This is a genomic window from Geodermatophilus africanus (assembly GCF_900107105.1).
Classification (GTDB): domain Bacteria; phylum Actinomycetota; class Actinomycetes; order Mycobacteriales; family Geodermatophilaceae; genus Geodermatophilus; species Geodermatophilus africanus.
The window spans coordinates 54,193-75,684 of sequence record NZ_FNOT01000010.1; the positions used below are offsets into that span (position 1 = coordinate 54,193).

At 74.0% G+C, this 21,492-nt stretch carries 21 protein-coding genes; 11 read left to right on the forward strand and 10 right to left on the reverse strand.

What is annotated here, in order from left to right:
- Position 1: 1 nt before the first annotated feature.
- Complete coding sequence (locus BLW63_RS17325; protein ID WP_170856828.1) at positions 2-625, reverse strand: dienelactone hydrolase family protein; 624 nt, start codon at positions 623-625, stop codon at positions 2-4.
- Between the two features lie 128 nt (positions 626-753).
- Between BLW63_RS17325 and BLW63_RS17330 the strand changes: the two genes are divergently transcribed.
- The 3 genes from BLW63_RS17330 to BLW63_RS17340 all read left to right on the forward strand — a co-directional run bounded on the left by BLW63_RS17330 (position 754) and on the right by BLW63_RS17340 (position 4,398).
- Entirely contained in the window at positions 754-1,071 is a 318-nt protein-coding gene (locus BLW63_RS17330) for a PspC domain-containing protein (protein WP_091159237.1), read from the forward strand.
- Between the two features lie 91 nt (positions 1,072-1,162).
- Positions 1,163-1,786, forward strand: coding sequence for an LURP-one-related family protein (locus tag BLW63_RS17335; protein WP_091158955.1), 624 nt, complete (start codon positions 1,163-1,165; stop codon positions 1,784-1,786).
- A 332-nt stretch (positions 1,787-2,118) separates the two neighbouring features.
- A complete protein-coding gene (locus BLW63_RS17340) occupies positions 2,119-4,398 on the forward strand; it encodes a putative bifunctional diguanylate cyclase/phosphodiesterase (RefSeq protein ID WP_139263629.1) in 2,280 nt (759 codons plus the stop codon).
- A gap of 67 nt (positions 4,399-4,465) precedes the next feature.
- On the opposite strand, the gene BLW63_RS17345 is transcribed toward BLW63_RS17340, so the two are convergent.
- The 3 genes from BLW63_RS17345 to BLW63_RS17355 are packed head-to-tail and all read right to left on the reverse strand — an operon-like array spanning position 4,466 to position 7,957.
- Positions 4,466-5,305, reverse strand: a complete 840-nt coding sequence (locus tag BLW63_RS17345) for a succinate dehydrogenase/fumarate reductase iron-sulfur subunit (RefSeq protein ID WP_244522642.1) — start codon at positions 5,303-5,305, stop codon at positions 4,466-4,468.
- Complete coding sequence (locus BLW63_RS17350; RefSeq protein WP_091158961.1) at positions 5,302-7,248, reverse strand: fumarate reductase/succinate dehydrogenase flavoprotein subunit; 1,947 nt, start codon at positions 7,246-7,248, stop codon at positions 5,302-5,304. The genes BLW63_RS17345 and BLW63_RS17350 overlap by 4 nt, the downstream gene beginning before the upstream one ends.
- Positions 7,249-7,261: 13 nt before the next feature.
- On the reverse strand, positions 7,262-7,957 hold the full coding sequence (locus BLW63_RS17355) for a succinate dehydrogenase cytochrome b subunit (protein ID WP_091159241.1): 696 nt from the start codon (positions 7,955-7,957) through the stop codon (positions 7,262-7,264).
- A 175-nt stretch (positions 7,958-8,132) separates the two neighbouring features.
- On the opposite strand from BLW63_RS17355, the gene BLW63_RS17360 reads away from it, so the two are divergent.
- The 3 genes from BLW63_RS17360 to BLW63_RS17370 all read left to right on the forward strand — a co-directional run bounded on the left by BLW63_RS17360 (position 8,133) and on the right by BLW63_RS17370 (position 10,119).
- Complete coding sequence (locus tag BLW63_RS17360) at positions 8,133-8,741, forward strand: sulfite oxidase-like oxidoreductase (protein ID WP_091158963.1); 609 nt, start codon at positions 8,133-8,135, stop codon at positions 8,739-8,741.
- 172 nt (positions 8,742-8,913) lie between these two features.
- The gene (locus BLW63_RS17365; protein WP_170856829.1) at positions 8,914-9,552 is read left to right on the forward strand and encodes an FAD-binding oxidoreductase; all 639 of its coding nucleotides are present in this window, start codon (positions 8,914-8,916) and stop codon (positions 9,550-9,552) included.
- A 51-nt stretch (positions 9,553-9,603) separates the two neighbouring features.
- Entirely contained in the window at positions 9,604-10,119 is a 516-nt protein-coding gene (locus BLW63_RS17370; protein WP_091158966.1) for a GNAT family N-acetyltransferase, read from the forward strand.
- A gap of 276 nt (positions 10,120-10,395) precedes the next feature.
- Here BLW63_RS17370 and BLW63_RS17375 read toward each other — a convergent pair whose 3' ends face one another.
- Positions 10,396-11,094, reverse strand: a complete 699-nt coding sequence (locus BLW63_RS17375; protein WP_091158968.1) for a monooxygenase — start codon at positions 11,092-11,094, stop codon at positions 10,396-10,398.
- Between the two features lie 147 nt (positions 11,095-11,241).
- Here BLW63_RS17375 and BLW63_RS17380 point away from each other — a divergent pair, with 147 nt between their 5' ends.
- Positions 11,242-12,054 (forward strand): formate/nitrite transporter family protein, encoded by an 813-nt coding sequence (locus BLW63_RS17380; protein WP_091158970.1) that lies wholly within the window; start codon positions 11,242-11,244, stop codon positions 12,052-12,054.
- 88 nt (positions 12,055-12,142) lie between these two features.
- On the opposite strand, the gene BLW63_RS17385 is transcribed toward BLW63_RS17380, so the two are convergent.
- On the reverse strand, positions 12,143-13,297 hold the full coding sequence (locus BLW63_RS17385) for a serine hydrolase domain-containing protein (protein WP_170856830.1): 1,155 nt from the start codon (positions 13,295-13,297) through the stop codon (positions 12,143-12,145).
- A gap of 281 nt (positions 13,298-13,578) precedes the next feature.
- Between BLW63_RS17385 and BLW63_RS17390 the strand changes: the two genes are divergently transcribed.
- Positions 13,579-14,097: an anthrone oxygenase family protein gene (locus BLW63_RS17390; RefSeq protein WP_091158975.1), complete on the forward strand. Its 519-nt coding sequence runs from the start codon at positions 13,579-13,581 to the stop codon at positions 14,095-14,097.
- Here the strand turns inward: BLW63_RS17390 and BLW63_RS17395 are convergent.
- Complete coding sequence (locus BLW63_RS17395) at positions 14,061-14,606, reverse strand: DUF1990 domain-containing protein (protein ID WP_091158978.1); 546 nt, start codon at positions 14,604-14,606, stop codon at positions 14,061-14,063. The genes BLW63_RS17390 and BLW63_RS17395 overlap by 37 nt on opposite strands.
- A 60-nt stretch (positions 14,607-14,666) precedes the next feature.
- Here BLW63_RS17395 and BLW63_RS17400 point away from each other — a divergent pair, with 60 nt between their 5' ends.
- The 3 genes from BLW63_RS17400 (at position 14,667) to BLW63_RS17410 (ending at position 18,343) form a co-directional block, all read left to right on the forward strand.
- Positions 14,667-15,569 carry a HipA family kinase gene (locus BLW63_RS17400; protein ID WP_091159246.1) on the forward strand — a complete coding sequence of 301 codons (903 nt, stop codon included), beginning with the start codon at positions 14,667-14,669 and terminating at the stop codon, positions 15,567-15,569.
- Positions 15,566-15,958 carry a DUF3037 domain-containing protein gene (locus tag BLW63_RS17405; protein ID WP_091158981.1) on the forward strand — a complete coding sequence of 131 codons (393 nt, stop codon included), beginning with the start codon at positions 15,566-15,568 and terminating at the stop codon, positions 15,956-15,958. The genes BLW63_RS17400 and BLW63_RS17405 overlap by 4 nt, the downstream gene beginning before the upstream one ends.
- A gap of 117 nt (positions 15,959-16,075) precedes the next feature.
- On the forward strand, positions 16,076-18,343 hold the full coding sequence (locus BLW63_RS17410) for a PhoX family protein (RefSeq protein ID WP_091158983.1): 2,268 nt from the start codon (positions 16,076-16,078) through the stop codon (positions 18,341-18,343).
- 75 nt (positions 18,344-18,418) lie between these two features.
- On the opposite strand, the gene BLW63_RS17415 is transcribed toward BLW63_RS17410, so the two are convergent.
- The 3 genes from BLW63_RS17415 to BLW63_RS17425 all read right to left on the reverse strand — a co-directional run bounded on the left by BLW63_RS17415 (position 18,419) and on the right by BLW63_RS17425 (position 21,305).
- On the reverse strand, positions 18,419-18,721 hold the full coding sequence (locus tag BLW63_RS17415) for a 4a-hydroxytetrahydrobiopterin dehydratase (protein WP_091158986.1): 303 nt from the start codon (positions 18,719-18,721) through the stop codon (positions 18,419-18,421).
- A gap of 16 nt (positions 18,722-18,737) precedes the next feature.
- Positions 18,738-19,448: a phosphoadenylyl-sulfate reductase gene (locus BLW63_RS17420; protein ID WP_091158989.1), complete on the reverse strand. Its 711-nt coding sequence runs from the start codon at positions 19,446-19,448 to the stop codon at positions 18,738-18,740.
- A 168-nt stretch (positions 19,449-19,616) separates the two neighbouring features.
- The gene (locus tag BLW63_RS17425) at positions 19,617-21,305 is read right to left on the reverse strand and encodes a nitrite/sulfite reductase (RefSeq protein ID WP_170856831.1); all 1,689 of its coding nucleotides are present in this window, start codon (positions 21,303-21,305) and stop codon (positions 19,617-19,619) included.
- Between the last annotated feature and the right edge of the window lie 187 nt (positions 21,306-21,492).

Consider the following 21,492-nt stretch of genomic DNA (forward strand, 5'->3'; position numbering starts at 1 on the left):
CCTACGGGGCCGGCCGCAGCCGGGCGAGGACCCGGTCGCGCGCCAGCCCGGCGGCGGTCGCGTCGAAGCCGGGGGAGTCCCGCTCGGCGAACCAGTGCCGTACCCCCTCGTATCGGTGGACGACGACCTCCGCCCCGGCGTCCCGGAAGCCCGACGACACCTCCGCGAGCTCCTCCTCGGGAAACCACGGGTCGCCCGGCGCGGCGTGCAGCTCCACCCGCCGGGTGCGGACGTCCCCGGCCGGCGGCCGGCCGCCGTAGAAGAGCACCAGCTCGTCGGGTGCCGCCTCGCCCCGGCCGGCCAGCGGGCAGGCGAGGAACGCGCCCAGCGAGAAGCCCATCGCCGCCCACGGGACGCCGTCGGCCGCGAGGGTGTCCGCGCACGCGGCCACGAGTTCGGCGGTGGCCGGGTCGGCCAGGGCGGCGTCGGCGCGGGCCTCGGCCTCCGCCTCGGTGGCCGGGAGCGCGCCGTCGAACAGGTCGGGTACCAGCACCCGCCGCCCGGCGGCGACCAGGTGGTCGGCCCACTCGCGCACCGCCGGGGTCACGCCCCACCACGGGTGCAGCAGCAGGAGGCCGGGCGCGTCGGCGGGGCCGGCGGCGAGGACGCGGTCGCTCGTGGACACCGCTGCACCGTAGCCGCGGAGGCCGACACCCGGAGCCCGCACCCGGGACCACCCGGACCCGGGGAACGGGGGACCGATCCGGGCGTTCCCCGGTTCCCGCGCCGCCCGGGCGGGGCCAGGCTCGTGCCATGACAACTCCCTCCCCGCTCCCCGTCCCCACCCGGCCCGCACTGCGCCGCAGCGGCAGTGACCGCTGGCTCGGCGGCGTCTGCGGCGGCCTCGCCGAGTACAGCGGCATCGACGCCGTCCTCTGGCGGGTCGGCATGGTCGGCCTCACCGTGACCGGTGGCGCCGGCGTCGTCGTCTACCTGCTGCTGTGGGTAATGCTGCCGTCGGCGCCGCTGCCCGCCGACCGCTCACCGTCGATCGTCGACGGGTACGTCGACCGGCTGCACACCGCGGTCGCCGGCGCCCGGACCGGCCCCGCGCCGACCGACCGTGGCTGAGCGTCCCGGCGTCGTCGAACGGCGACGACGGCGTCGGATGGGCCACGATGACGCCCGTCCACACTCTGCCGACCCGTACGGGAGACCCGACGTGACCGTTCCGACCGGACCGCAGCAGCCGCCCGCCCCGATGGTCGTGCCGGCCTTCTTCATCAGGCAGCGGATCACGCTGATGGTCAACCGCTACGAGGTCGTCGGGATGAACCCCGACGGCTCCGAGGGGCCGCTGCTCGCCTTCGCGGAGCAGAAGCGCATGAAGCTCAAGGAGGAGGTCGTCTTCTACGCCGACACCTCGAAGAGCCGCCCGGTCTTCCGGTTCAAGGCGCGGCAGCGGCTCGACGTCGCGGCCGAGCACGACGTCTTCGACGAGTACGGCAACCCGCTCGGGTACTTCCGCAAGCAGTTCGGCGCCAGCCTGCTGCGCTCGACGTGGGACCTGTCGACCCCGACGCTCAACGCCGTCGGTCGGGAGCGGCGCCAGTCGATCGCCATCCTGCGCCGGGTCTGGGACTTCATCCCCTACATCGGGGACGTCTGGGTGCCGTTCGTCTTCCACTTCGACTTCGTGGACACCGCGACCGGCGCCCCGGTGATGACCAGCGAGCGGCAGAAGGCCATCCGGGACCGCTACACCGTCACCGTGGCCGACCCCCGCCTGGACTTCCGCGTCGCGGCCGCCATGGCCGTCGCCCTCGACGCGCTGCAGAGCCGCTAGTCGAGGGCGCCCTCGTGGACGACCTCCAGCGCCGCCTGCAGGTCCTCCGACTGCCGGCTCGCGCTGTCGAGGTCGCGTCACAGCCGGTCGCGCTCGGCGCCGTGGGCCCCGTGTCCCGCGGAGCAGCGGGCACCCGTGACCGGCCCGGGCTACGGCAACACCTCGTCGAGCCGGGCCTGCAGGAGGGCCCCGGGCGAGAAGTGCCGGGCTCCGCATGCGCGCAGTGTGGCAGGACGGACGCGCTGTCACGGTCCCCCTCCGCGGGGTGAGGCAGGCCCGGTGCTCGCCGTCGTGGGGTGAAGGCCCGCCGCCGGGTGGCCGATGCTGTCCCCGTGGTCGGACTCCTCGCGCGTGCCCGGCGCGGTCGCACCCGGCAGCCGGCCGATCGGCCGCTGCGGGTCGTCCGGGGCTGCGCGGCCGTCCTGGCATCGGCCTACGTGCTGTCCGTGGCCGCTCACGGGCTGGGCGCCGACGGCCTCCTGGCCACCCTCGCCGTCGGTGGCAAGTGGCTGTTCCTCGTCGGGCTGACCGCACTCCTGGTGACGCGGGCCGCCACCGTGCGGGAGGACCGCTGTGCCTGGCTGCTGTTCGCCGCCGCCGTGGGCTCCTACACCGTGGGCTCGCTGGGCTACGCCATCGCCGACGCCTCGCCGGGGCCGATCGTCCGCCCCGCCTGGTTCGACGTGGCCTTCGTCGGCTTCCACCCGCTGGCCTCCGCCGCGCTGTTCCGCATGCTGCGCGCGCGGGTCAGGCGGCTGACGTCGAGCATGTGGCTCGACGCCTTCGTCACCGGCCTGACCGCGGCGGCCTTCGCGGCGGCGTTCGCGTTCGGCGCCTACCTCGACCTGGCGGTGCGCGGCGCCGTGCTCGTCGTCGCCTACCCGGTCGCCGACCTCCTGCTGCTGGTGCTCATCGCCGGCGCTCTCGTCGTCATCGGCCGCGGTGCCGGTGCCGCCTGGTGGTGGCTCACCGCCGGGACGGCGATGTTCGTGGTCACCGACACCGGCTACGCCTACCAGGTCGCGCACGGCACCTACGTCGTCGGCGGTCCGCTCGACATCGGCTGGGGCCTGGCGTTCCTCTGCTACGGCCTGGCCGCCTGCCAGGTGCCCCGGCAGCGCACCTCCGACCCGCTGCGGGGCGTCCGAGCGCTCGTCATCCCGGGGCTGTGCGCCATCGGCGCGCTGGTCCTGCTGCTGCAGGGCTACCTCCAGGAGGGCGACCCGGTGGCCGGCGGGCTGGCCTTCGGCGCGGTGGTGGCCGCCCTCGCCCGCACCGCGCTGACCTTCCGCGAGGTCCGCGCCCTGGCCGACAGTCGGCAGCAGGCGCGCACCGACGAGCTGACCGGCCTGCCCAACCGCCGCCAGGTGTTCGAGACCCTCTCCGTCGCGGACGCGCGGATGGCGACGGGCGGCGGCACCGCGGTCCTCGTGCTCGACCTCGACCGGTTCAAGGAGATCAACGACTCCCTCGGCCACGGCGTCGGCGACGCGCTGCTGCGCGAGGTCGGGCCGCGGCTGGCCGGCCACCTGCGCTCCGGTGACCTGCTGGCCCGGCTCGGCGGTGACGAGTTCGTCGTCCTGGCCAGCGGGCTGGGAGAGGACGGCGCGCTCGCGCTGGCCCGCCGGCTCTGCGCCACGCTCGAGCGGCCGTTCCAGCTCGCCGGCATGTCCCTGAGCGTGGAGGCCAGCGTGGGCATCGCCCTGGGCCCGAGGCACTCCTGCCACGCCCAGGAGCTGCTGCAGATGGCCGACCTGGCCATGTACGCGGCCAAGGCCGGCCGCAGAGGCCCGGTCGTCTACGACGAGCAGCGGCACGGCTCCGGCCGGCACCGCCTCGAGGCCGTCGCCCAGCTGCGGCGGGCCATCGACGAGGGCGAGCTGACGCTGCACTACCAGCCGAAACTGAGGGTGGCGACCGGCCGGGTGGAGGGGGTGGAGGCGCTGGTGCGCTGGCAGCACCCCGAGCGCGGGTTGCTGTTCCCCGACGCCTTCATCGAGCTGGCCGAGTCCGCCGGGCTCATGGCGGCCCTGACCAGCCGGGTGCTCGACACCGCGCTGGCCCAGCGGCGCGAGTGGTCCGACCGCGGTCTCGAGCTGGTGGTCTCGGTCAACGTGAGCCCGTCGAACCTGGTCGACGAGCGGTTCCCCGACGAGGCGGCCGGGCTGCTCGCGCGGCACGGCGTGCCCGCGACCGCGCTGGTCCTCGAGGTGACCGAGAGCCTGCTGATGGAGGACCGGGAGCGCGCCGTCCGCGTGCTCGCCGGCCTGCGCGAGGCCGGCGTGGGCGTCTCCATCGACGACTACGGCACCGGCTACTCCAGCCTCGCCTACCTCGCGACGCTGCCGGTGACCGAACTGAAGCTCGACCGCACCTTCGTCCGCACGATGACCGGCAGCGCCCGGTCGGCGGCGATCGTCACCTCGACCCTGCAACTCGCGCACGCGCTCGGCCTGGTGTTCGTCGCCGAGGGCGCCGAGGACCCGGTGACCGTCGAGGCCCTGGCCGCCCTGGGCTGCGACGTGGTCCAGGGGTACCAGCTGAGCCCGCCCCTGCCGCCCGAACAGCTGGAGCGGTGGCTCGGGACCCGGGCCACCGCCTCCGTCGGCTGAGCGCTCGGCCGGCCGGCCCCGGACGCGCCGGAGGGTGGGGACCCGGTGCCCGGGGCCCCACCCTCCGTCAGCTCTTCGGCCGCGCCCCGGCGCGCAGGGCGCCGAGCAGGTCGTGGTTGAGCCGGGAGATGTTCTCCATGGAGATGCCCTTGGGGCAGGCCGCCGAGCACTCGCCGATGTTGGTGCAGCCGCCGAAGCCCTCGCGGTCCTGCTGGGCGACCATGTTGATCACCCGCTCGTTGCGCTCGGGCTGGCCCTGCGGCATGAGGCCCAGGTGGCTGACCTTGGCCGCGGTGAACAGCATCGAGGAGGCGTTCGGGCAGGCCGCCACACAGGCGCCGCAGCCGATGCAGGTGGCCGCGTCGAAGGCCGCGTCGGAGTCCTTCTTCGGCACCAGGATCGAGTGGGCCTCCGGCGCGGTGCCGGTGGGGGCGCTAATGTAACCGCCGGACTGGATGATCCGGTCCAGCGCGCCACGGTCGACCGACAGGTCCTTGATCACCGGGAACGCCGTCGCGCGCCACGGCTCGATGTCGATCGTGTCGCCGTCCTTGAACTTGCGCATGTGCAGCTGGCAGGTGGTGGTGGGACCACCCGAGGTGCCGCGGCCGTGCGCCGTACCGTTGATCATCAGGCCGCAGCTGCCGCAGATCCCCTCGCGGCAGTCGTGGTCGAAGACCACCGGGTCGTCGCCGGCGAGGATCAACTTCTCGTTCAGGACGTCGAGCATCTCCAGGAACGACATGTCCGGGGAGATGTCCTCGACCTGGTAGGTCACCATGCGGCCCTTGTCGGCCGGGCCCTTCTGCCGCCAGATCCGCAGCGTCAGGGTCATGCCGTGCGGGGCCATGGCCGGGTCGGTCGCCGTGCCGGACGCGAAGGTCGCGCCCTCACGTGTCGCTGTCACTTGTAGCTCCGCTGGGCGAGGTGGACGTACTCGTACTCGAGGGCTTCGCGGTGCAGGACGGGGGGAGCGCCCTCCGGCGTCCACTCCCACGCGGCGACGTAGGCGAAGTTCTCGTCGTCGCGCAGCGCCTCGCCCTCGGGGGTCTGGCTCTCGGCCCGGAAGTGCCCACCGCAGCTCTCGTTGCGGTGGAGGGCGTCGATGCACATGAGCTCGGCGAGCTCGATGAAGTCGGCGACGCGGCCGGCGTGCTCCAGGGTCGGGTTGATCGTGTCCTGGTCGCCGGAGACCTTGAGGTTCGTCCAGAACTCCTGGCGGATCTCGGGGATCCGGTCGAGGGCCTTGCGCAGGCTCTCGTCCGAGCGCTCCATGCCGCACAGGTCCCACATCAGCCGGCCGAGCTCGCGGTGGAACGAGGCCGGGGTGCGGGTGCCGTTGATGGACAGCAGCTTCTGCATCCGACCCTGCACCTCCTGCAGCGCCTCGGCGACGGCCGGGTGGCTGTCGTCGACCTTCGGGAACGGGCCGTCGGCGAGGTAGTCGTTGATGGTGTTCGGCAGGACGAAGTAACCGTCAGCCAGGCCCTGCATCAGCGCGCTGGCACCCAGGCGGTTCGCGCCGTGGTCGGAGAAGTTGGCCTCGCCGATCACGAACATGCCGGGGATCGTCGACTGCAGGTCGTAGTCGACCCACAGCCCACCCATCGTGTAGTGGACCGCCGGGTAGATCCGCATCGGCGTCTCGTAGGGGTCCTCGCCCGTGATCTGGGCGTACATGTCGAAGAGGTTGCCGTACTTCGCCTCGATGGCCGGCCGGCCCAGCCGCTTCATGGCGTCGCCGAAGTCCAGGTAGACGCCCAGGCCACCCGGACCCACGCCGCGGCCCTCGTCGCACACGTTCTTGGCCTGGCGCGAGGCGATGTCGCGGGGCACCAGGTTGCCGAACGACGGGTAGATCCGCTCGAGGTAGTAGTCGCGCTCGTCCTCGGGGATGTCCCGCGGGTCACGGGTGTCACCGCGCTCCTTGGGCACCCACACGCGGCCGTCGTTGCGCAGCGACTCGCTCATCAGCGTGAGCTTGGACTGGTAGTCGCCCTTGACCGGGATGCAGGTCGGGTGGATCTGCGTGTAGCAGGGGTTGGCGAAGTACGCGCCCCGCTTGTGCGCCCGCCAGATCGCCGTGGCGTTGGAGCCCTTGGCGTTCGTGGACAGGTAGAAGACGTTGCTGTACCCGCCGGTGGCCAGGACGACCGCGTCGGCGAAGTGGGTGCTCACCTCGCCGGTGATGAGGTTGCGCGCCACGATGCCGCGGGCCCGGCCGTCGACAATGATCAGGTCGAGCATCTCGTGCCGCGCGAACTGCTCGACGGTGCCGGCCGCCATCTGCCGCTCCAGCGCCTGGTAGGCGCCGTAGAGCAGCTGCTGACCCGTCTGACCGCGGGCGTAGAAGGTCCGCGACACCTGCGCGCCACCGAAGGAGCGGTTGTCGAGCAGGCCGCCGTACTCGCGGGCGAAGGGCACGCCCTGGGCGACGCACTGGTCGATGATGCTGACGCTGACCTCGGCCAGACGGTGGACGTTGTCCTCCCGCGAGCGGAAGTCGCCGCCCTTGACCGTGTCGTAGAACAGGCGGTGCACGCTGTCGCCGTCGTTGCGGTAGTTCTTGGCGGCGTTGATGCCACCCTGGGCGGCGACGCTGTGCGCCCGGCGCGGGCTGTCGTGGAACCAGAAGTTTTTGACCTTGTAGCCGGCCTCGCCGAGCGTCGCGGCGGCCGAGCCGCCGGCCAGGCCGGTGCCGACGACGATGACGGTCAGCTTGCGGCGGTTGGCCGGGTTGACCAGGCGGGCGCGGAACCGGCGGGTGCTCCAGCGCTCGCCGATGGGCACGTCCACCGGCGCCTTGGTGTCGGCGATCGGGTTACCGACGGTGAAGAGGTCGAGAGGCATCGCGTTGAGCTCCTTAGCCGACGAGCCCGAACAGGACGCTGAACGGGACGAGCAGGAAGCCGCCGATCAGCACCACGGAGAAGACCAGGGCGAAGAGGTTGACCGTCCGCTCCCGGCGCTTGTTGCTCTGCCCGAGGGTCTGCGTGGCACTCCAGATGCCGTGCCGCAGGTGCATGCCGAGCAGGACGAGGGCGATCACGTAGACCGCGGTGATGAGCGGGTTGGAGAACCCGGCGACCAGGCGGTCGTAGGGCGTGGTGCCGGGGCCCTCCGGGTTCGCCACGCCCATCGTGAGGTCGAGGATGTGGTAGACGACGAACAGGCCCACGATCACGCCGCCCCAGCGCATGGTCCGCGAGGCGTAGCTCTGGGCCACCGCCTTCTTGGTGACGTAGCCGTTCGGCCGCGCCCGCTTGGCCTGCCGCCACAGCGAGATCGCCGCCCAGATGTGGGCGATCACGGCGGCCAGCAGCACGATGCGGATGATCGTGAGGGTCGTCTGCGCGGGCACGGCCGGCTCACCGATCGTGCGGATCCAGTGGGAGTAGTCGTTGAACGACTCGCGGCCCGCGAAGACCTTGAGGTTCCCGATCATGTGCGCGATCAGGTAGAGCACCAAGATGATGCCGCTGACCGCCATGACCGCCTTCTTGGCGACCGAGTTGGTCTTGGCGGCCTTGGGGGTTCTGCGCTGTCCCGGTTGCGTCACGGTCACCACGAGGGCAAAGGTAGGCCTCCCGCTGGCTGGCGACCATGTGAACGCGTGGTGACTCAGCTCTCGTAAGGGTGCCCTTACCGGCTCGGGCGGTTAGGGTGCGCGCCCGCGGGGCGGCGGGACTTCGGCCGCGGGGTTCGCGGGCACCCCCGCGGGGGAGGGACACGACATGGCTGGACCCACGCGAGGATTCCTCGGCCGCCGCCGTGAGCGCAACCCGCGGCTGCCGCCCGGGCAGTACGACGTCGGCCGCGACTGGCCGGTGCTGACCGCCGAGCCGACGCCGCGCATCTCGCCGGAGACCTGGAGCCTGACCGTCGACGGCCGGGTGGAGGCGCCGACGACGTGGACCTGGGACGAGGCCCACCGGCTGCCGCGCTCGGAGTACCGCGGTGACATCCACTGCGTCACCACGTGGTCGAAGTTCGACACCTGGTTCGCCGGCGTCAGCGTCGACACCCTGCTCGAGGCGGCCCGCCCGACCGCCGACGCGCACTTCCTCGTCGCGACGTCCAAGACCGGCTACACCACCAACCTGCCGCTCGAGGACGTCACCGGCGGCCGGGCGTGGGTGGTCTGGGAGTACGACGGCGGCCCGCTGCCGGTGGAGCACGGCGGCCCGGTGCGGCTGCTCGTGCCGCACCTGTACTTCTGGAAGAGCGCCAAGTGGGTCACGCGGCTGACGCTGCTGCAGCGCGACCAGCCCGGCTTCTGGGAGCAGAACGGCTACCACGACCGCGGCGACCCGTGGCGCGAGCAGCGCTACCAGGGTGACTGAAGAAGGACCCCCGGAAGGACCTCGCTGCCCCCCACCGCTCGCGAGCTCGCGGCGGGACCCTGCACCGAGGCCGTCCGACCCCGCGCCGGCTCGGGGCGAGCCTCGGGACGGAGCCGGGCGGGCGCCCAGCGGCGGGTGGCGGACGGCGACCGTCGCGGAGGTCGACCGTCCCGTGCCGCAGGCCGTGCGGCTGCGGCTGTCGGTGGCCGACCGGGTCGACCACCTCCCGGGGCAGCACTACGTCGTCCGGCTCACCGCGCCGGACGGGTACCGCGCGCAGCGTTCGTACTCGGTCGCCTCGGCGCCGTCGGACCCCCTGGTCGAGCTGTTCGTCGAGCGGCTCGACGACGGCGAGGTGTCCGGCTACCTCGCCGACGTCGTCGAGTCGGGCGACGAGCTGGAGGTGCGCGGCCCCATCGGCGGTTGGTTCGTGTGGGACGGCACACACCCGGCCCTGCTGATCGGGGGCGGCACCGGCGTCGTCCCGCTGGTGGCGATGCTGCGCACCGCGCGCGAGCTCGGCCGCACCGACCTGCTGCGGACCGCCGTCTCCACGCGCACCCTCGCCGAGCTGCCCTACGCCGACGAGCTGCGGGCGGCCGGCGTCGTCGTCGTCACCACCCGCGAGGCGCACGGGGTGCGGCCGGCCGGCCGGCTCACCGCCGCGGACCTGGTGCCGCTGTGGGAGCCGGGGCAGACCGCCTACGTCTGCGGGTCGGACGGGTTCGCCGAGACGGCCAGCCAGCTGCTCGTCGACTTCGGCGTCCCCGCCGCCGGCATCCGGGTGGAGCGCTTCGGCGCGAGCGGGTGAACCTGCTCGTCCGGGGCGCCCGCCGGCGGGTCCCCCGGGGAGGATGGGCCCGTGCACACCGAGGTCGGCCCGGTCGACACCGTCGACGACGAGCTCCGGGCGCAGCTGCTCGCCTGCTGGGCCGACGTGAGCAACGCCGGCGGGTCGGTCGGCTTCGTCCCCCCGGTGACCGAGGAGGGGGTCGCCCCCTACCTGGACGCGGTGATCGAGCGGGTGCACCGCGGCCGGGAGCTGCTCGCCGTGCTGCGGGTGGACGGCCGACTGGCCGGTTTCGCCGTCCTCTCGTTGTCGGTCAGCCCGCTGCGGCGGCACTGGGCCACGGTGCTGCGCGTCCAGGTGCGCCCGGAGCTGCAGGGGCGGGGCCTGGGCCGGGTGCTCATGACCGGGTTGCACGACATCGCGCGCACGCGCGGGCTGGAGTTCCTCCACCTCACCGTCCGGGGCGGCACCGGCCTCGAGGCCTTCTACGCCGACATCGGCTACCGCGAGTTCGGCCGGATGCCCGGCGCGATCCGGGTGGCCCCCGGCGACGACCGCGACGAGCTGCACCTGACCTGCCGGCTGTGACCGCGCGGTGTCCGTCGCCGGCCGGCGGTGGCGCCGAGCGGGCCCACCTGGCTCGGGGGCGGGATCGCGAGCGCTGACCGGGTCCCGACGACCGGTCGTCGGGTGTCCCGCCGGCACCTCCACCCCTGCTTCCTCCTGGAAGCAGGGGTGGAGGTCCGGAGACGGTGCACCCACGAGGGTCTCTCCAGCCCTCACGGCCACCGCGTCCCGCAAGTCGACCGCTGCCCACAGGAGGGGCACCGGTCGCCGGGGATCGGCGCACCCCCGCGACCGTCGTCAGGCCAGTGGGTCGCGGCCGTCCAGCGTCCCCTCGGACGAGAGCAGCGCGAGCCGGGCGAACAGCTCCTCGGCGTACCAGCCCTCCTGTGCGGTGCGGGTCACGACGGCGGCGTGCGCAGCGCGGTCGTAGGCGAAGGAGTTCAGCGCCGACGCGGAGTCCCAGACGCTGAAGGTGCCCTGCAGCCCGAGCGGCGCCTCGCCGATGCCCAGCGCCAGGCGCAGCCCCGGGCTCTCGTGCAGATCGGCCGAGACGGGCGGGACGGCGCGCCAGAACCGAACCGCCTTGCGGGGGGTCAGCCGGGCGCGGGTGACCGCGGCGACCGGGCCGTCCCAGCGCTGCGGCCAGGGCCGGCCGAAGGGCTCCTCCCGCGACCACCGGCCTCGGGCGGCGAGCGGCCGCATCCGGGCGCTCCACTGCTCGTCGGCGATCCGCCGCCACCGCGCGACGACGTCCCCGGTCTCGAAGGCGGCGGCCGCGTGCTCGTCGTCCCACACGGCCAGCAGCGCCCAGCGGCGCGGGTCGGCGTCGCGCACCGTGAAGCTGAGCCCACTGCCGGTGCCCAGCAGCTTGGCGAAGCGCAGCCCGGGGCTGCGGCGCAGCGGCCGCCGGTCGGTCGCCATCCGCACCAGCGCGGCGGGCACCGCCCGGCCGGGCACGCCCCACACGTGCAGGGTCGCCAGCCGTCGTGTGGTCACGGACCCGATCCTCCCCGTCGGAGGGCGGCCGTGCCGGACCGGTCGGCCGCGACGTGTGCACCGGCCGGGGAGCCCGGGTAGCTCCCGTCCGGTCGCGCCTCCACCTCGGACCCGGGAGCCGGCGGGCCGCCCGAGAGGAGGCCTGCCGTGGCGCAGTCCGCACGCGAGGAGCTGGGCACCACCGACGCTCCCGAGGAGGACCAGGTCGTCGAGGCCTTCCACCGGATCGTCGACGAGGGAGCCCAGCGGCTGCACCGCTCCTGGCGGGAGGTGCTGACCACCGGGCTCGCCGGCGGCCTGGAGGTCGCCACCGGCGTCGTCGCACTGCTGGCCGTCTACGCCGAGACCGGCAGCCACCTGCTGGCCGGCCTGGCCTTCAGCATCGGGTTCATCGCGCTGATGCTGGCCAGGAGCGAGCTGTTCACCGAGGGGTTCCTCGTGCCGGTGACCGCCGTCGTGGCCGGCCGCGCCAGCCCCGCGCAGCTCGCCAAGCTGTGGTCGGGCACGCTGGTGGCCAACCTGGTCGGGGGCTGGCTGGTGATGTGGCTGGTCGTGCACGCCCTCCCGGAGCTCGGCGCCACCGCGGTCGAGTCGGGCCGGACCTTCGTCGAGGCGCCGCTCGACCTGCGGGCGGTCTCGCTGGCGCTGCTGGCGGGCGCCTTCATCACGCTGATGACCCGCATGCAGCACGGCGCGGACTCCGAGGCCGGCAAGCTCGCCGCGTCGGTGGCCGGGGCGTTCCTGCTCGCCGGCCTGGTGCTGTTCCACTCGATCCTGGACTCACTGATCATCTTCGGGGCCATCCACCACGGCGCCCCGTACGGCTACGGCGACTGGCTGGCCTGGTTCTGGTACACGACCCTGCTCAACGTCGTCGGTGGGCTCGTCGTCGTCACGTTTCTGCGGCTGGTGCGCAGCAAGGAGCTCATCGAGCGCGAGCGGTCGGCCGCCGGCGCCTGAGGACGCCGTCCCGCCGAGCTTCCCGGGTCGCCCCGCGCCCGGGCGGTGTGCGCAGTGCTGCTCGAACGCCGCGACCTCCGAGCCCGGCTCAGCGGGGCCCGAAGGCGACGGCCCAGAAGTCGGCGAAGAGCGCCGGCGGCTGGGGCGAGGACCACATCTGGTTGGTGAGCAGCACCGCCGTGGTCCCGGTGACCGGGTCGCTCCACCAGGAGCTGCCCAGGCCGCCGTCCCAGCCGTGGGAGCCCGCGTGCCGGCCACCGGGCTCGTCGGTGCGGCGGACGCCGATCCCGAGGCCCCAGCCGCCGCCCTCGTCGTCCACGGCGCCGGCCTGCTCGGTGGTCATCGCCCGCACCGTCTCCGCCGCGAGCACCCGGGTGCCCTCCGGCGTGCGGCCCCCGGCGGCCAGCACCGCGGCGAAGGCGGCCAGGTCGTCGACGGTGGACACCAGGCCGTCGCCGCCGTCGGGGAACGCAGGGAGGCGCGCCCACTGACCGTCGGCGGGGTCGTAGACCTCGCGGCTGCCGTCCTCGCCCGGCGGCGTCCAGTGCGGGCCGAACCGGTCGCGCGCGTGCTCCGGCACGGCGAACCCGGTGTCGCGCATGCCGATCGGCGCGAGAACCCGCTCGGTGAGCACCTCGGGCAGTGGCCGGCCGGCGGCCCGGGCCACGAGGACGCCCAGCACGCTGGCACCGGTGTGGTACAGCCAGCGCTCGCCGGGCTGGTACGCCAGCGGCACGCCGGCCAGCCGGCGCAGCCACTCGTCCGGCGCCGGGGCCGCCTGTGGGGCGGGCGGGCCGGCGGGCAGCCCGGCCTCGGCCAGCGCGGCGAGGGTGGGGCTCGGCCATGGGGCGGTGAAGTCCATGCCGAGCCCGAGCCGGAAGGTGAGGACGTCGCGCACGGTGATCGGGCGGCCGGCCGGCACGGTGCCGGCGGCGGCGTCGGCCGGGTCGGCCAGCACCTCCCGGCCGGCGAGCTCGGGCAGCACGTCGTCCACCGGGTCGTCGAGGCCCAGCCGCCCCTCGTCGACCAGAGCCAACGCGGCCGCGGCCACGACCGGCTTGGTCGTCGAGGAGATGCGGAAGAGGGTGTCCGGGCGCACCGGGTCGTCCCCGGCCGGCGTGTGCGTCCCGGCCGCCCCGCGGGCCACCTCGCCGTCCCGGCGGACCCACCACGCCGCCCCGGGCACCGCGTCCGCGACCACGTGCCCGGCCACCACCGCCTCGACGTCCTCCGCCAGCCCCACGGCTGCCTCCTCGCTGTGTCGTCCCCTGCTCCGACCGGCCGGCGCCGCCGGACTCATCGGCCGGCGGCCGCCCCGGACCGCGGTGGAGTGGTGCCCGGCGGTGAGGACGACGGCCCCGCCCGGCTCGTCCACCGGCCGGCGGGTGCGGAACCGGCCCCGTGGACGACGTCGCCGGATACCCTGCCGTCGGCGCGAGACCGTGCGATCCGGCCCCGTCCCACGTCGTTCCGGACGCGCACCTGCGCCGCCTTCCGGACGGCCCTCGCGAGGAGGGGACTCCCATGGGTTCGCTGCAGCGCACTCGGGCCGGCACGGCACGGCCGGTCGGGCTCCTCTCGGCAGTGCTCGCCGGCCTCCTCACCGGGGGGATGGTCCTCATCGAGGTGGTGCTGCTGCCGTTCTGGCGCAGCGTCCCGCCCGAGGAGTTCCGCCGCTGGTTCACCGCGAACGCCCCGCGGATCCGCGCGCTCATGGTGCCGCTGGGCGCCGCCGCCGGAGCGGCCGGCGTCGCCACGGCGGCCGCGGAGGCGTCCGTCTCCCGCCGTCCCGGTCCGGCCTCCCTGACGGCCGCGGCAGCCACCGTGGGCGTCGTGGCCGTCACCGTCACGGTGAACGAGCCGGCCAACGCCCGGTTCACCGGAGGCTCCCTGACCGATGCGGAGACCAGGGACCTGCTGGGCACGTGGGCCCGCTGGCACCACCTCCGCGTCGCCCTCGGGGTCGTCGCCACCGTGGCCGCGGCGTCGGCCCTGCGCGGGCGTCCTCAGCCGCGGGCGGCCCGGTGGACGGTGGTCAGGTAGCGCGCGGTGGCCAGGCGCTGGACCAGCCTGCTGACCGGCCCGCCGAGCCGGGCCAGCGGCGAGGCCAGCCGGGCGAAGACCCGCAGCGTGAAGACGACGTCGCCGCCGGGCTCCCGTCGGACGAGGAACGCCTCCTCGCCGCTCTCCGGGTGGCCGGGCAGCGTGCCGTAGGCGAAACCACGCTCGTCACCGGTCGTCTGCGCCCACACCACGCGGCAGGGGATGTCGTAGCCCGGCCGCGGCAGCCCCGCCGTGAGGACGACGACGGTGCCCGGCTCGTCCGCCGGCCCGGTCGCCCGCACCCGCAGCCCGACGCTGCGCTGCAGGCGCCAGTCGAACACCGCCGCCGCGGCCCGCTCGAAGGCCGCCGCCCCGGAGCCGACGACGACCGACCGCTCCACGTGGTCGTAGCCCGCGGGCAGCGCGGGCTCCCGCGTCGCGCCCACCTCCGGGTAGGTGAACGGGACGTCGGTCAGGTCGGCGGGGTCGAGCACGCGCAGGAGACCCATGGCCCCAGTGTCGTGGTCGCCGGTCCGGGCGCCGTCCCCGCCGGTAGGGTCGCGGCCACTGTGCTGCCCGCCGTCACCGCCACCCGCTACGTCACCCCGCTGCGCGAGGGTGGCTCGCTGCCGGGTCTCATGGAGGCCGACGACCTGGGCACCTACGTGGTGAAGTGGCGGGCCGCCGGGCAGGGCGTGAAGGTGCTGGTCGCCGAGGTCGTCTGCGGTGAGCTGGCCCGCGCCCTGTCGCTGCCGGTGCCCGCGCTGGTCACCGTCGACGTGGCCCCCGAGCTGGCGGTGGGGGAGCCCGACGTCGAGGTGCAGGAGCTGCTGCAGCGCTCCGCCGGGGTCAACCTGGGGCTGGACTACCTGCCCGGGGCGCTCGACTTCGAGGCCGCCGCCGGCTCCGTCGGGTCGGAGCTGGCCGGCCGGGTGCTGTGGTTCGACGCGCTCGTGGGCAACGTCGACCGCTCCTGGCGCAACCCCAACATGCTGTTCTGGCACGGCCGGCTGCAGCTGATCGACCACGGGGCCGCGCTGACCTTCCACCACCACTGGCCCGGCGCGGCCGCCGCGGTGGCCCGGCCCTACGACGCCGCGCAGCACGCGCTGGTCGAGTGCACGCCCGACGTCCGCGCCGCCGATGCCGCGCTCGGCGGTCGGGTCACCCGGCCGCTGCTCGAGCAGGTGCTGCACCAGGTGCCCGACGCCTGGCTGGAAGAGGCGGCACACGGGTGGCCCCGGTCAGGGCACCGCCCCGAGCCTGCGAGGGGTGGGGAGGCCGGGGTCCTTTCGGCGGTGCGCGCCCGCTACGTCGACCAGCTGCTGGCCCGGCTGGCCGCCCGCGACGCCTGGCTGCCGCCGCTGGTGGCCACCGCGGCCGCGGGCGGATCGCGGCGCCGGGCCCCGCGGGGGGAGAACCGGCCGGCGTGGCTGGGCCCGCCGCCGCCCGAGGGGATCACACAGCGGTGAGCCGGGAGACCTTCGAGTACGCCGTGCTGCGCGTCGTGCCGCGGGTGGAGCGGGGGGAGTCGCTGAACGCCGGCGTCCTCGTCTACTGCCGCCAGCGCGACTACCTCGGCTCCCGGGTGCACCTGGACACCGACCGGCTGCGGGCCCTGGACCCCACCGCCGACCCCGAGGCGATCCGCAGCGCGCTGCAGGCCGCCGCCGACGTCTGCGCCGCCGACCCGGCCTCGGGCGCCGCCGGGCGGGAGGCCCTGGGTTCGCGGTTCCGCTGGCTGACCGCGCCGCGCAGCACCGTCGTCCAGGCCGGTCCGGTGCACACCGGGCTCACCGACGACCCCGACGCCGAGGCCGACCGGCTGCTGGCGCTGCTGGTCCTGCCCGTCCAGGGATGACCCAGGATCCCCACAGCGACCACACAGGTCACGGGAGCTTCACCTCGCGTCCACCTGATCAGGGGAGCCCGCTGCCTAGCGTGCAAGGGACCTTTGTCACCTGATCAGAGGAACCTGATGACGGACATCCGCGCCCCCTGGCGCCGCTACCTGCCGCTGCTCGGCGCCAACACGGTGCGGCACGGCACCACCAGTCACACCACGTGCTTCTACAAGTGCGGCAACGCGTGTGACCGGCCGGTGCCCAACCAGACCGGCAACCCCACCTTCGCCTCGGTCGTCCAGTCCGCCGTCAGCCGGCGCAACGTGCTCAAGGCCGCCGGGGTCAGCGCCCTCGTCGTGGCAGCCGGTCCGGCCCTGCCCGCGGCCGCCCACGACCGCCCCCGGCGCGGGGGAGCGGCCGGTACCGACGCACCTCTGACGTTCCAGCCGGTCGAGCAGAACCAGCTCGACGAGCTCGTCATCCCGGCCGGCTACTCCTCCACCGTCGTCCTGCGCTGGGGGGACCCGGTCGAGGAGGGCTCGCCGGAGTTCCGCATCGACGCCCAGACCCCGGAGGCGCAGGCCAAGCAGTTCGGCTACAACTGCGACTTCATCGGCTGGCTCCCGCTCGACGACGACAACGCGCTGCTCGTGGTCAACCACGAGTACACCGACGAGCAGCTGATGTTCGCCGGCGTCGCCGACGAGGAGGGCGCGGGAGACATCACCGACGAGCAGAAGCGCATCGCGATGATGGCGCACGGCATCTCCGTGGTGCAGGTCCGCCGCGTCGGCCGGACCGGTCAGTGGCGGCCCACCCCCGAGCGCGACCGCAACCGGCGGATCACCACCGAGACCGAGTTCGAGCTGACCGGGCCGGCCGCGGGGTCGGAGTACCTGCGGACCAGCGCCGATCCCGAGGGCCGCACCGTCCGGGGGACGCTGAACAACTGTGCGGGCGGCATCACGCCGTGGGGCACCACGCTGCACGGCGAGGAGAACTTCAACCAGTACTTCGGCGCCTCCGCACCGATCACCGACGCCCTGCAGCTGGCGGCGCTGGAGCGCTACGGCGTCAGCGCCGAGGACGCCCCGACCCGGCGGTGGGAGACCGCCGACCCCCGCTTCGACCTGGCCGAGGAGCCCAACGAGGTGAACCGGTTCGGGTGGGTCGTCGAGCTCGACCCGTACGACCCCACCTCGACGCCGAAGAAGCGCACCGCCCTGGGTCGCTTCAAGCACGAGGGCGCCAACATCCAGATCGACCGGGACGGCCGGGTCGTCGCGTACTCCGGCGACGACGAGCGCTTCGACTACATCTACAAGTTCGTGTCGAAGAGGCGGTACCGCAAGGGCGAGGGACGCCGGACGCGCGAGCACAACATGACGCTGCTGGAGGACGGCGACCTCTACGTCGCCCGCTTCACCGGCGACTCCCCGGCCGCGGAGATCGACGGCAGCGGCGCGCTGCCCAGCGACGGCGAGTTCGACGGCACCGGCACCTGGGTCCCCCTGGTGGAGGACGGCCGCTCGACGATCCCCGGCAAGGACGTCGCGTGGGTGCTGACCTTCACCCGGCTGGCCGCCGACCGGCTCGGCAAGCGGCTGGACGACAACGGGGACCCGGTGCTCGACGCCGCCGGGGACGAGATCGTCGACGACCCGTCGAAGGTGCCGACCAAGATGGACCGGCCCGAGGACATCCAGGTCAACCCGGTCAACGGCCGCGTGTACGCGGCGCTCACCAACAACTCCCGGCGGGGCACCGAGGGCCAGCCGGGGGCGGACGAGGCCAACCCGCTCACCCGCTCGCACGCCTTCTCGGAGGGCGAGGAGGGCGCCGAGGCGAGCTACGGCGAGCAGCCGGGGAACAACAACGGGCACGTCATCGAGTGGGAGGAGACGGGGTCGGCCGGCGGGACCGGGTTCAGCTGGCGGATCTTCCTGCTCGCCGGTGACCCGGAGCGCCCGGAGACCTACTTCGCCGGCTACGACAAGTCCCAGGTGAGCGCCATCTCCTGCCCGGACAACCTGGAGTTCGACCCGGCCGGCAACCTGTGGATCTCCACCGACGGCAACGTCCTGTCGACCCGCAACCAGGAAGCCGGCACCACCGGACTGGTGGGCACCAACGACGGGTTGTTCGCCGTGCCGACTGCGGGCCCGGAGCGCGGTCACCTCAAGGCGTTCCTCACCGTCCCCATCGGTGCCGAGTGCAGCGGCCCGATGATCCCGGCGGACGGCAGGTCGGTGTTCGTGTCGGTGCAGCACCCCGGTGAGACGACCGGGTCGACCGTGGAGACCCCGTCGAGCACGTGGCCCGAGCACCGGGCCGAGGGGGGCTTCCCGCGGCCCAGCGTCGCGGTGGTCTTCCGCCACGACGGGCAGCGCCTGGGCGTCTGACGGAGGGCAGCCTCCTCTCGATCCGGGAGGACGCCGGCCGGCCCGGGGGTGACCCCCGGGCCGGCCTGCCCGCCCTCAGCCGGGGAAGAGCCCGTCGATCCGGCGGGCGAGCTCGAGGTCGAGCTCGGTGACCCCGCCCGCGGAGTGGGTGACCAGCGTGAGGTGCAGCCGGCGCCAGCGCAGGTCGACGTCGGGATGGTGGTCGAGCTGCTCGGCGACGAACGCGATCCGCACGAGCGCGGCGACGGCGTCCGGGAACCCGGGCAGCTCGACGGTGCGCCGGATGCCCTCGCCGTCCCCCGACCAGAGTGGCAGCCCCGACAGGGCGGCGGTGAGCTGGTCGGGGGACAGGCGGGACGGTCGCGGCACGGCGGTCATCCTGCCGCCGGAGGGCCTAGAGGTGCAGGCCGCACTCGGTCTTGCCGCGGCCGGCCCAGCGACCGGCGCGCGGGTCCTCGCCCGGGGCCACCGGACGGGTGCACGGTGCGCAGCCGATCGAGGCGTAGCCGATCTCCTGCAGCGGGTTGACCGGCACCTGATGCTCGGCGGTGTAGGCGTCGACGTGCTCCTCCGTCCACGCGGCCAGCGGGTTGACCTTGACCATGCCGCGCTTGGCGTCCCAGTCGACCACCCTGGTGCCGGCGCGGGTCGGGGACTCGTCGCGGCGGACGCCCGAGCCCCAGGCGCTGTACCCGGCCAGCGCCTTCGCCAGCGGCTGGACCTTGCGCAGCGAGCAGCACAGGTCCGGGTCGCGGTCGTGCAGCCTCGCGCCGTGCTCGGCGTCCTGCTCGGCGACCGTCTGCTCGGGCAGCACGTTGACCAGCGTGATCGGCATGACGCCGCTGACCCAGTCGCGGGTGCCGATGGTCTCGGCGAAGTGGTAGCCGGTGTCGAGGAAGACGACGTTGACGCCCGGCACCGCCCGCGACGCCAGGTGCGAGAGCAGCCCGTCGGCCATGGACGAGGTGACCGCGAAGTCGTCGCCGAAGGTCTCCCCGGCCCAGCGCAGGACGGCGAGCGCCTGCTCGACGGGGTCGGCGATGCCCTCGAAGCGGGCGTCGGCCTCGGCGGCGAGCTCCCGCGTGGGCCGGACGGCGGTCGTCATGGCTGCTGCACTCCTGTTCCGGTGAGCCGGACGGTGAAGGTCCGCAGGCAAGCGGCGCAGTGCCACTCGCCTCCGTCCCCGTGCGGGGTCAGCTCCTCGTCCCCGCAGTACGGGCAGAAGAACACGGGCAGGTGCCGTGTCCTTCCCTCCTGCGGCTGGTCGTCCATCTCAGAGCAGCCAGGCCTCGTCAGCCCGGGCGACATAGGCGGCGAAGCTCTCGCCGGCCTCCCGCCGCTCGACGTAACCGCGCAGCACGCGCTCGCAGTAGTCGGCCGTCTCGGCCTTGGTCACCTTGTGGCCGCGGAACTTGCGGCCGAACGCCGCCTCGACGCCGAGGTGGCCGCCCAGGTGCACCTGGAAGCCCTCGACCATCTCGCCCGCGTCGTCACGGACCATCGAGCCCTTGAAGCCGATGTCGGCGGTCTGGAACCGCGCGCAGGCGTTGGGACAGCCATTGACGTTGATCGACAGCGGCGTGTCGAAGTCCGGCAGCCGCTTCTCCAGCTCGGCGTAGAGGTCCTGCGCGTGCTGCTTGGTCTCGACGATCGCGAGCTTGCAGAACTCCAGCCCGGTGCAGGCCATCGTGCCCCGCCGGAAGGCGCTGGGGCGGACCTGCAGGTCGTGCTCGGTCAGCGCAGCGACCAGGTCCTCGACGTTGTCGTCCGGCACGTCGAGGATGACGAGCTTCTGCTGGGCGGTGGTGCGGACGCGCCCGGCGCCGTACCGGTCGGCCAGGTCGGCGACGCGGGCCAGCAGCGAGCCGTTGATGCGGCCGGTGCGCAGCGCGAAGCCGAGGGCGTTGTTGCCGTCCTTCTGCCGCAGAACGCCGACGTGGTCGCGCTGGTCGTTCCTGGGGGCCGCGGGCGGGGGGCCGTCGGGCAGCGCCGTCTTCAGGTACTCGTCCTGCAGGACCTGGCGGAACTTCTCCGGGCCCCAGTCGGCCATGAGGAACTTGATCCGGGCGCGGTTGCGCTGCCGGCGGTAGCCGTAGTCGCGGAAGATCGAAGTGCAGGCCGCCCACACGTCGCTGACCTGCTCCGGCCGGACGAAGACGCCGATCCGCTGGGCCAGCATGGGGTTGGTCGACAGCCCGCCGCCCACCCACAGGTCGAAGCCGGCCTCGCCGGCCTCGTTGACCACGCCGACGAACGAGACGTCGTTGATCTCGTGGCCGGTGCAGTGGTCGGTGCAGCCGGAGATCGACGTCTTCCACTTGCGCGGCAGGTTGCTGAACTCGGGGCTGCCGATGTACTTGTCGACGGTCTCCTGCAGGTACGGGGTCCCGTCGATGACCTCGTCGTCGAGGATCCCGGCCAGCGGACAGTTGAGCATGACGCGCGGGGTGTCACCGCACGCCTCGGTGGTCGACAGCCCGACCGCCTCGAGCCGCCGCCAGATCTCGGGGACGTCCTCGATGCGGATCCAGTGCAGCTGCACGTTCTGACGGTCGGTGACGTCGGCGACGTCCCGGCCGAACTCGGTGCTGATCCCGGCGATGACCCGCAGCTGCTCGGAGGTGAGCTGCCCGCCGTCGATGCGCACGCGCAGCATGAAGTAGGAGTCCTCGAGCTCCTCGGGCTCCAGCACGGCGGTCTTCCCGCCGGGGATGCCCTGGGCCCGCTGGGTGTAGAGCCCCATCCAGCGCATCCGGCCGCGCAGGTCGGAGGGGTCGATGCCGCCGAACCCGGTGTGGGCGTAGATGTCGAGGACCCGCTGGCGCACCGTGAGGCCGTCGGCGTCCTTCTTCATCCGCTCGTTGGGGTTGAGCGGCTCCCGGTAGCCCAGCGCCCACTGGCCCTGGCCACGCTGTGGTGTGTCGCGACGCTGGGGCCTGGTGCTGGTGCGGGGGGTCGTCACGGTGGCACTTCCTTCTGCGCCGTCCGCCGCGGCGCCGGGACCGGGACGGGGTGGGCGCTGCCAGATCGGGAGGCGCAGCGGGTGCTGCGGGAGACCGGGGTCAGCGCGCGGGGCGACAGACCGCGCTGCTGACCAGCGCGAGGTCGATGTGACGGCGCGCGACGAGGAGCAGGGCGCGACCGGTCAC